Annotated in this window: 9 protein-coding genes; 7 read left to right on the forward strand and 2 right to left on the reverse strand. The window is 45.3% G+C overall.

Annotation, left to right across the window (positions count from 1 at the left end):
* Positions 1-89 precede the first annotated feature (89 nt).
* The 7 genes from epmB (at position 90) to ACO59Y_RS01080 (ending at position 7,709) form a co-directional block, all read left to right on the forward strand.
* Positions 90-1,106 carry an EF-P beta-lysylation protein EpmB gene (gene epmB, locus ACO59Y_RS01050; protein ID WP_486129877.1) on the forward strand — a complete coding sequence of 339 codons (1,017 nt, stop codon included), beginning with the start codon at positions 90-92 and terminating at the stop codon, positions 1,104-1,106.
* A 129-nt stretch (positions 1,107-1,235) separates the two neighbouring features.
* Positions 1,236-2,519, forward strand: coding sequence for an opacity-associated protein OapA (gene oapA, locus ACO59Y_RS01055; RefSeq protein WP_486129879.1), 1,284 nt, complete (start codon positions 1,236-1,238; stop codon positions 2,517-2,519).
* Positions 2,520-2,586: 67 nt separating this feature from the next.
* Positions 2,587-3,000: an Opacity-associated protein OapB gene (locus ACO59Y_RS01060; RefSeq protein ID WP_486129881.1), complete on the forward strand. Its 414-nt coding sequence runs from the start codon at positions 2,587-2,589 to the stop codon at positions 2,998-3,000.
* Between the two features lie 3 nt (positions 3,001-3,003).
* Positions 3,004-3,714 carry a DNA repair protein RecO gene (gene recO / locus ACO59Y_RS01065; protein ID WP_373603770.1) on the forward strand — a complete coding sequence of 237 codons (711 nt, stop codon included), beginning with the start codon at positions 3,004-3,006 and terminating at the stop codon, positions 3,712-3,714.
* Positions 3,714-5,030, forward strand: coding sequence for a 23S rRNA (uracil(1939)-C(5))-methyltransferase RlmD (gene rlmD, locus ACO59Y_RS01070; protein ID WP_486129883.1), 1,317 nt, complete (start codon positions 3,714-3,716; stop codon positions 5,028-5,030). The genes recO and rlmD overlap by 1 nt, the downstream gene beginning before the upstream one ends.
* 65 nt (positions 5,031-5,095) lie before the next feature.
* The gene (gene relA, locus ACO59Y_RS01075) at positions 5,096-7,339 is read left to right on the forward strand and encodes a GTP diphosphokinase (RefSeq protein ID WP_373603772.1); all 2,244 of its coding nucleotides are present in this window, start codon (positions 5,096-5,098) and stop codon (positions 7,337-7,339) included.
* 13 nt (positions 7,340-7,352) lie between these two features.
* Complete coding sequence (locus ACO59Y_RS01080; protein ID WP_373603773.1) at positions 7,353-7,709, forward strand: diacylglycerol kinase; 357 nt, start codon at positions 7,353-7,355, stop codon at positions 7,707-7,709.
* 148 nt (positions 7,710-7,857) lie between these two features.
* On the opposite strand, the gene ACO59Y_RS01085 is transcribed toward ACO59Y_RS01080, so the two are convergent.
* Positions 7,858-8,481 (reverse strand): NapC/NirT family cytochrome c, encoded by a 624-nt coding sequence (locus tag ACO59Y_RS01085; protein WP_486129886.1) that lies wholly within the window; start codon positions 8,479-8,481, stop codon positions 7,858-7,860.
* A 12-nt stretch (positions 8,482-8,493) separates the two neighbouring features.
* Positions 8,494-8,943, reverse strand: a complete 450-nt coding sequence (locus ACO59Y_RS01090) for a nitrate reductase cytochrome c-type subunit (RefSeq protein ID WP_373603775.1) — start codon at positions 8,941-8,943, stop codon at positions 8,494-8,496.
* Positions 8,944-8,998 lie beyond the last annotated feature (55 nt).

An 8,998-nucleotide genomic window follows, 5' to 3' on the forward strand; every position in this document is an offset into this window, starting at 1 on the left:
CATAAATTTTAGACCTGGTTTGAAATCACTGGTAGTATATGTAGCCATATTAAATATCCTAAGAATAAGAAATAGAGATAATTTGAAAGGTGCGTATTCTAACTCAAGAACTCACGATTAGAGAAGAACAAAATTGGCTCGTCTTACTAAAAAATGCCATTTCCGATCCTCAATTGTTGCTAAAAACCTTAAATTTGTCGGAACAAGATTTTATTCAGTCCTTTGGCGCGCGTAAGTCGTTCGCCTTGCGCGTACCGCAACCTTTCATCGCGAAAATGGAAAAGGGCAATCCGCAGGATCCTCTTTTTTTACAAGTTATGTGCAGTGATTCGGAATTCATACAGGCGCAAGGTTTTAGCGCCGATCCACTGGAAGAACAAGGCTTCAATGCGGTGCCAAATATCATTCATAAATATCAAAATCGCCTCCTTTTTATGGTGAAAGGCGGTTGCGCGGTAAACTGCCGTTATTGTTTTCGACGCCACTTTCCCTACGATGAAAATCCCGGTAATAAAAAAACTTGGCGACAGGCTTTAGATTACATCGCCACCCATCCTGAAATTGAAGAAATCATTTTTTCCGGCGGCGATCCTTTGATGGCGAAAGATGCCGAACTGGTCTGGTTGGTCACGCACCTCGAAGCATTTCCACACTTACAGCGCTTACGTATTCACACCCGCTTGCCGGTGGTGATTCCGCAACGCATTACTGACGAACTTTGTCGCTTGTTAGTTGAAACGCGTTTACAAACCGTCTTGGTTACACACATTAATCATCCGAACGAAATTGACGCACTTTTTGCCGGAAGTATGCAAAAATTGCGCGCGGCGAGCGTGTCTTTGCTTAATCAATCGGTGTTGTTAAAAGACATTAACGACGACGCCTACATTCTCAAAACCTTAAGTGATAAATTGTTTCAAACGGGTATTTTACCTTATTACTTGCATTTGTTGGATCGCGTACAAGGCGCCGCGCATTTCTTAGTCGAAGATGAACGGGCTTTGGCGATTTATCAAAAATTACAGACGCTTACCAGCGGTTATCTGGTGCCGAAGCTGGTGCGAGAAATTGCCGGCGAGCCAAATAAAACTTTATACCCACAGTAAGATCCGATAAAATACCCGCAATTTTTTTACTGCACTTTTTCACTGTACTTTTTTCATTGTACTTTTGCTGCACTCGGCAACAAGAACGAAAATGTGCCGTCATTTATTAATCGAGGTAGTTCTGTAGATATGGCGAATAACAATCCGTTAAACGACAACAAATCCCAAAATGAATTGGATCTTGGTTTAGGCCAAGAGGATGCGGTTACACCGAGAAAACCGGTACAACCAAGTGAATCTTTGTTAGATAAAGCGAAAGGTTTAAAAGGTTTGTTCGGTCGTAAAGGACAGCCGGAAACCCAATTTCACGTGCGGCGCGAACCGACTTTCGGTGAAAGTGAATTGACAAAAGATATGGCGACGCCGACACAAACGATTCCGCAGCCGAAGGCGGAATATGCGGAAGAAAAAGTCGAATCCGGCGCCGAACAGGTCATTGATAATGCCAAAAACAACGAGGAAATCTCGCTTGAGGCGGACACTTCTAGCGCGCAGTCAAGCAAACAAACTTTAGCGGCAAGCGCTGTCGCTGCGGCCACCGCATTGAAACGTCCGGAAAAATGGAAATTATTGCAAATTTTGCCGGAAAGACATCGCCGCTTATTTGTTACGATTTTGGCATTGGTGATTTTGTTGATGGTGTTTTTCGCGTTAAAACCGAATTCTGATACGGTGGAATCTTTTGAATTGCAAAATAGCAACGAAATTCCGTTGCAATTTCAATCTTTAGATCAATCTCAGGCACCGGAAAACACCGTGTTAGACGGCCTTCCGTCGCAATCTGAAATCGCACCACAGACGGATCAGCAAGCGCAAACGGGAAGTGAAATGCCGGCCGAGACGCTTCAAAATATATTGAAACCTCAAGTTGCGCAAAGCAATGCGGTGCTCTCCGGTGAGCAAACCGGAACGCTTTCGCAAGCGCGCAAAACAGTGGCGGAGCCTCGTCATGAAACGATAAAACATGAAGCACTCAAACCGGCGATGCAGGAACGCAAAAATGTTGAAAAAAATACTGCAGAGCCGAAAACGGTAAAAGTCGAAAGCGCACCGAAAGTGCCTGTTCAAGAGGCGAAAATCGCGGCAAAAAATGATCATAAAGTTCAAATCGTTGAGGCAAAACCGGTCGGTAATTCGACTAAGGAAACCGCCTCCACGGCTCGCACGAGCAAAACTTTAACGGTGCCGCAAGGCGTGTCTTTAATGCAAGTATTCCGCGATAACAATTTAAATATTGCCGATGTGAACGCGATGACCAAGGCCGGCGGTGCGGGCAATGCGTTAAGTAATTTTAAATCGGGCGATAAAGTGCAGGTTTCATTGAACGCACAAGGGCGTGTTAGTGAGCTGCGTTTACCTGACGGTGCGAAGTTTGTTCGTCAATCCGACGGTTCGTATCAATTCAAAAAATAATTTTTAAGGGCGAATATTCGCCCTTTTTCTTTCATTCGCTTAATTTGTTTAATTCAGGTAGGTGCTTATGCTGAAAAAAACATTGTTGGTTTCCTCCGTCCTTTTACTGGTCGGTTGTGCACAAAATACGTTATTAAACGAACCGCATCCGCAGAAAATGGCGGTGGAGAAAGTCGATAAAGCGTCACAAAAAGGCGCGGCGGCTTTATATCTTTGTAAAGATAATAAGCAAGTTCGCGTCGTTCATAGCGAACAAAAAAAGAATAAGAAAATCTTAAAACGCGTTACTGTCACGTTTAACGGTGTGACGGAAAGATTGACTTCCGTTATTTCAGAACGCGGCAATAATTACGGTAATATCCGTTGGACGTGGCAACAGCGCGAAGATTTTAGCAGCTTAAAAACCAGTGTGGGCGAAATATTGGCAGAGCAATGCGTGTTACAACCGCGTGAAGTTACCACGGACAAATCATTAGGATAATCCGTGCAAACAGAACTCCAACGCGGCTTTGTGCTTCATCGTCGTCCCTACGGCGAAACTAGCTTATTGGTGGATTTGTTTACCGAAGAAAGCGGTCGCTTAAGCGTGGTTGCCAAAGGTGCGCGCGCCAAACGTTCCGCGTGGAAATCGGCGCTTCAACCTTTTACCCCGTTGTTGTTACGTTGGAGCGGCAAAAGCAGTTTAAAAACCCTCACTAAAGCGGAAGCCGCCGCGATCACTTTACCTTTGCAACAAACCGCTCTTTACAGCGGTTTTTATGTGAATGAATTAGTGACGCGCGTGATTGAACCGGAAACGGCAAATCCACAACTGTTTCAGCATTATTTGCAATGTTTGACCGGTTTGGCTACGGAGCCGAACATTGAATCATGTTTGCGTTCGTTTGAATTTAACTTATTGCGAATCCTCGGCTACGGTGTGGATTTTCTGCATTGCGTCGGCAGTGGCGAAGCGGTGGAGGCGAGTATGACTTATCGTTACCGCGAAGAAAAAGGTTTTATCGCATCCTTAGTGAAAGATAACCAGACTTTTTACGGGCGCGATTTGATGGCGTTCAATTCACTTGATTTTTCCGATGAAAGTGTACGCCAAGCGGCTAAACGCTTCACCCGTATGGCGCTTAAACCTTATCTTGGAAACAAACCGTTAAAAAGCCGAGAATTATTTACGCAAAATATTCTTTATTTAAAATAATGGTACTCCTTTATTCTCCTCCGAAAAAAACAAAAAACGTTTCTAACCTTAAGGCCGAAATCTTGGATTTGGATTACCAAGGGTTCGGCGTAGCAAAAATTAACGGTAAAACTTGGTTTATTGAAAATGCCTTGCCACATGAACAAGTGGAATGCCGCGTATTGGAAGAAAAGCGCCAATACGGACGCGCAACGGCACAACAATGGCGAACCAAGAGCCCTCAACGCGTTGCACCGCAATGTCCTTATTACGAGCAGTGTGGCGGCTGCCAAGGGCAACACATTCCTGTCGAAATGCAACGCGAAGCGAAGCAGCGCGCATTGTTTAGTCGCTTAAGCAAATTACAGCCCGAACCGATTTCTTTTCAACCGATGATTTGTGGTGAGCCTTGGGGCTATCGTCGTCGCGTGCGTTTGAGTATATGTGAGAACCCGAAACAGCACCGCATTGAAATGGGGTTTCGCCGGAAAAATTCGCATCAGCTCATTGCCGCGCAATCCTGTGCAACGGCGGCGCCTGCCATTAATCGCTTATTGCCGCAACTTACCGAGCTGTTAAACCGATTTTCCGCGCCGAAACAACTTGGTCACCTTGAGTTGGTGGCAGCGGATAACGGCGTGGCGATGTTATTGCGTTACACCAAAAACTTAGCAGAAAGCGACCGCGTTTTGCTGCGAAATTTTGCCGAGCGCGAATGTTTAATGCTGTTTTTGCAAAGCGATGACGGCATTGAGCAGATTTACGGCGATGCGCCTTATTATCAATTTGATGACGGCACAAGATTGCATTTTGATATTCGCGATTTTATTCAAGTTAACCGTGCGTTAAATGAAAAAATGGTTCAAACGGCACTTCGTTGGCTTGAATTAACTCAGCAAGACCGTGTGTTGGATTTGTTCTGCGGTATGGGCAATTTCACCTTGCCGCTTGCTAAACGGGCAAAAAGTGCGGTTGGCATTGAAGGTGTTTTGGGAATGGTACAAAAAGCTCGCCAAAACGCCTTAGATAATCAGATTCGTAATGTTGAATTTTTTCAAGCGGATCTTGCCCAATCCTTTATCGATCAATCTTGGGCAATGCAGCCCTTCGACAAAATTTTACTTGACCCACCGAGAAGCGGTGCGTTGTTTGCCTTGAATGCGGTGCTGGAATTGCAAGTGAAAAAGATTTTGTATGTTTCTTGTAATCCGGCGACGCTGGTGCGCGATGCGGAAATTTTACGCGACTTCGGCTATCAAATCGAAAAAAGCGCGGTGATTGACATGTTTCCGCATACCGGGCATTTGGAATCCATCACATTATTTACGCGAAAGTAGTGTACAATAACGGCTCAAAAACGGAGTGACAGGAGGTCGCTCTTTCTTCATCACAAGGGGGTATTATGGTTGCTGTGCGCAGTTCTCATTTGTTAAATCCGCAAGATTTTGTGATTGAACAATGGTGTGACGGTTTGAAACTGGCGGAACAAACCGAAAAAAATCTGATTGAGGCTTGGTATTATGCGCGCAGGCTAATGAGCGCCAATCCCGACGAGATGAAAAATGCGACCTTAACTCTGCAATCCAGCGTGGAAATGGTGGAAATTCTGCACGAACTCAATATGGATGCGGATAGTTTGTTGACCGCCATGCTGTTTCCTGTGGTCGCCAATAAGCTTGTCGATTGGGAAGATATAAAAGAGACCTTTGGATCGAAAATCAGTAAATTGCTCAAAGGCGTGGAGGATATGGATAACATTCGCCAACTCAACGCCAGCCATTCCGCTGATGCGTTGCAAGTTGATAACGTACGTCGTATGTTGCTTGCCATGGTGGACGATTTCCGCTGCGTGATTATCAAACTTGCCGAGCGTATCACCTTCTTACGCGATGCGGAAAATCGCTGTTCCGAAGAAGACAAAGTGCTTGCCGCGAAAGAATGTTCCAATATTTATGCGCCTCTTGCCAATCGTTTGGGCATCGGTCAGTTGAAATGGGAGTTGGAGGATTATTGCTTTCGTTATTTACATCCTGAACAATATCGCGCCATTGCCAACCTTTTACAGGAGCGTCGTCTTGATCGTGAACGCTACATTGCGGATTTTGTGACGGAACTCAGTGGCTATTTGCGCGAAAACATTGAACGAGTGGAAGTTTACGGTCGCCCGAAACATATTTACAGCATTTGGCTCAAAATGCGCAAGAAACATTTAGAATTTAGCGGTTTATATGATGTCAGAGCGGTGCGCATTATCGTGCCGAAATTGCAGGATTGTTATACCGCATTGGGCATCGTGCACACTCATTTCAAACACCTACCAAAAGAGTTCGACGATTACGTTGCGAATCCGAAACCAAACGGTTATCAATCCATTCACACTGTGGTGCTGGGTAAAGGTGGCAAACCGATTGAAGTACAAATTCGCACCCAACAAATGCACGATGATGCGGAACTCGGTGTTGCCGCCCACTGGAAATATAAAGAAGGCACTACCGGCAGTATGTCGGCTTACGAAGAAAAAATCGCCTGGTTGCGCAAACTGTTGGCGTGGCAAGACGATATTACTGATTCCTGCGAAGTGATGGCGGAATTGCGTAGCCAAGTGTTTGACGACCGGGTTTATGTATTTACTCCGAAAGGTGAGGTGGTGGATTTACCGACCGGTTCTACACCGTTGGATTTTGCTTATGCCATTCATAGCGAAATCGGTCATCGTTGTGTTGGTGCGAAAGTGGCAGGGCGTATCGTGCCGTTTACCTATCAACTGCAAATGGGTGATCAAATCGAGATCATTACACAGAAAAACCCGAACCCAAGCCGCGACTGGCTAAACCCGAATTTAGGTTTTACTCACACGGCGAAATCTCGCGCGAAAATTCAAGCATGGTTTAAAAAACAAGATCGCGATAAGAATATTCCGGCAGGCAAGGAATTGCTCGATAACGAATTGGCACGTTTAAATCTCAATATCAAACAAGTCGAGCCTTATGCGTTGCCTCGTTACAACCTAAAAAATTTAGAGGATCTTTATGCGGGCATCGGCAGCGGTGATATTCGTCTGAATCATTTGGTGAATTTTTTACAAAGCAAATTGATTAAAGTGAGCGCCGAGCAAGCTGATCAAGAAATTTTGCGCCATGTTGCCAATAAGACGGTGAATAAAAGCGTACTCAATGCGCAGCAAAAAAATGAAGGTAAACAGGGCTACGTAATTGTGGAAGGTGTAGGCAATTTGATGCATCATATCGCGCGTTGCTGTCAACCGATTCCGGGCGATGCCATTGTCGGCTATATCACTGTAGGGCGCGGTATTTCCATTCATCGAACCGACTGCGAACAATTTTCGGATTTACAGGCAATGCACCCGGAACGTGTGGTGGAATCCGTTTGGGGTGAAAATTATGCGGGCGGTTTCCACATTAATATTCGTATTGTGGCAAGCGATCGGAACGGTTTATTGCGCGATATTACTACGGTTCTGGCAAATGAGAAAATCAGCGTGTCGGATGTATCAACCCGCACTGAACCCAAAAAACAACTGGCGACCATCGATATGGAAATTGAACTCCATAATGTGGAAAGCCTCAGCAAGATTTTGGCACGGCTTTCGAAACTCGACGACGTGATCGAAGCCAAACGTTTATAAAACAGGAACAGTTATGTATAAAACCACGGGCTTAACCCATTTAATCAATTCTACTAAATATTCCTTGCAAGGCTTAAAAAGCGCCTTCAAAAACGAAGCGGCCTTTCGCCACGAATGTTTTCTCGCGGTGATTTTAATTCCGCTCGCCTGTTTTTTGGGCGAAACCAAAATTGAAATCGCCTTGATGATTGCCTCCGTGTTATTAGTGATGGCCGTGGAATTGTTAAACAGCGCCGTGGAAGCCGTGGTAGATCGTATCGGTAGCGAACGCCATGAACTCTCAGGGCGCGCGAAAGATCAAGGTTCCGCTGCGGTATTTGTAGCACTTTGCATCGTTGGTGTCGTTTGGGGAGCGATTTTGTTCTTCTAAATCCCATAATATAAATTTCCGACAAAAACGGCACCTATAAGAAATAGGTGCCGTTTTTCGTCGTTCATAATTGAAAATAGCACCGCATTGAAAGGCTTTCCAATGCGGTGCTATTTACGACCTTCATTTCATGTGCAGGCGAAATGCTTTACTTTTTCGCTTCTGCTGCTTTATTGTCGTCTTTAAAGCCGGATTCCACGCCACTCATATCCGGTAATTGGTGTGCAATACCTTTATGGCAATCAATACAGGTTTTCCCTTCCGTTTGGATTTTTTGGTGCATTCTTGCCGCAACGGAACGTTGGTCATTGAAATTCATCCGATCCACTTTGTGGCAATTGCGACATTCTTTCGAATCGTTCGCTTTCATTCGCGCCCACTCGTTTTCCGCCATTTCCAAACGACGTTGGTTGAATTTCTCAAGCGTGTCCACCTTGCCGGTGTAGTATGCATACACTTCTTTCGCCGCAACGATTTTACGTTTCATCTTCGGTAAAAATTCATGCGGTACGTGGCAATCAGGACAGCTTGCGCCAACACCGGTACGCGTTTGGTAATGCACGCTGTGTAAGTACTCGGGATACGCGTCTTGTGTGTGGCAGCTTGCGCAGAATTGCTCGGTGTTGGTTTGCTCCAAACCGTAGTTAAACCCGACCCAAGACAGAATACCGCCGACAAAGGCGAGGGAAATAATCGTACCAACGGCTAAACGACTCGGTTTACGAAACCAATGCCAAAAGCGTAGGATGAAGTTTGGTTTTTTCTCTGACATAGCCGTTCCTTATTAATTGCCGTAACCTTTTAACGGTTTGAAATTATTAGGCACGATCGGATCCACGTTAGATTGGGATACGTGGCATTGTAAACAGAAATAACGACGCGGCGAAGAACTTGAACCGATGTTGCCGTCGCGGTCCATAAAGTGTGTCGGGCTGATGCGAGTTGCGCCACTTAAGCGTGCGTTTTCCGGACTATGACAGTTCAAACATTGGTTGACGTTTTTGGTCACTTGGTAGTTCGCCACGCTATGCGGTACCATCGGTGGTTGGTTAACATAGTTTAAGGCCGGCAGTTCGCTTTGACGAGGCGCATTGTGGAATGCCGGTTCAATGTTTTCCGGTGAGGCGGCTAAATCTTTTCCTATCGGTTCAATGTTGTTATCGGCTGCGATAACGGAACCGGCCAAAAGCGCGGTGATGAAACCCGCTAAAATTTTAGATACCTGTTTAGTCATTTTAATCACTCCCCTGAATGATCGAATCTGGTCGAAAATTTAAAAACTTTTTCAG

It is taken from the genome of Rodentibacter sp., from assembly GCF_057314195.1.